Here is an 837-nt window from a genome sequence, read left to right as displayed (position 1 = left end):
CCAGGACGAGGCCCACGGTACCGCCGGCGGGCCACGACAAGAGCACCAGCATGATGGCCAGGATGGGTGGCACCAGCATCGCGCCGTCAACCGTCCGTTCGATGACGACGCCCAGCCGGGGGCGCAGAGCTGCCGTGGTCCCGAGAATTGCGGCGAGGAAAGTGACGACGACGGCGATCGTCATCGCCACGACGATGATCTCACGGCCGCCGACCAGCAACTGCGGCAACATGTTCCGGCCCAGGTGGTCGGTCCCCAGCCAGCTGTTCGCCGAAGGCCCGGTGAAGGGGATGTCGCCCCCGGTCTGTGACGTGTCGACGAACACGGGCGCCAGCAGGGCCATGCCGATGATCAGTCCGGCCGGGATCAGGACACCGACCCTCGCCAACGGCGACCGCGGGTACACCGCGCTTCACGCTCGCCCCCGAACGGCCCATGTACGCAACGCATCAGCGAGAATCAACAAACCGGTGATCACCACACCCGTCAGCGCCACGACCGCGGCCACGACCGGAGCATCGCGGTCGGTGACCGCGCCGGCGAGTACCGCGCCGACGCCGGGGTAGTTGAAGATCGTCTCCACGACGAGAGCGCCCCCGAGAACCATCCCGACCGTGGTGGCGAGCGACGCCGCGATCGGCGTGGGACTCCTGCGCGGGCTCGGCGATACCGTGTCCGGCTTTCGCTTGTCGTTGATCGGCTACTGGGTAGTCGGCGTGCCCACCGCACTGATCCTGGCCTTCCCGCTCGGACTGAACGCGGCAGGGGGCTGGTGGGGACTCACGTGCGGTCTCGCCACCACCGCGGCCCTGATGTTGATGCGGTTCGTCAGGTCGG

Annotated in this window: 1 protein-coding gene and 2 pseudogenes; 1 reads left to right on the top strand and 2 read right to left on the bottom strand. The window is 68.6% G+C overall.

Features of this window, described 5'->3' with window-relative positions:
• Positions 1 to 388, bottom strand: a pseudogene (locus B1964_RS19860) (ABC transporter permease); the annotation flags it as partial.
• 24 nt (positions 389 to 412) lie between these two features.
• Positions 413 to 607, bottom strand: coding sequence for an ABC transporter permease subunit (locus B1964_RS19855; RefSeq protein WP_020169905.1), 195 nt, complete (start codon positions 605 to 607; stop codon positions 413 to 415).
• 7 nt (positions 608 to 614) lie between these two features.
• Here B1964_RS19855 and B1964_RS19850 point away from each other — a divergent pair.
• A pseudogene (locus tag B1964_RS19850) lies at positions 615 to 837 on the top strand (MATE family efflux transporter); the annotation flags it as partial.

It is taken from the genome of Gordonia sp. i37 (genome assembly GCF_002043085.1).
GTDB classification, from domain to species: Bacteria; Actinomycetota; Actinomycetes; order Mycobacteriales; family Mycobacteriaceae; genus Gordonia; species Gordonia polyisoprenivorans.
Note: the sequence above shows the minus strand (reverse complement) of the source record. Positions and strands in the feature narration are given on the sequence as shown.

Coding starts and splice junctions, on each gene's coding strand:
- B1964_RS19855 (WP_020169905.1), bottom strand. CDS start 607: ATGGTTCTCGGGGGCGCTCTCGTCGTGGAGACGATCTTCAACTACCCC.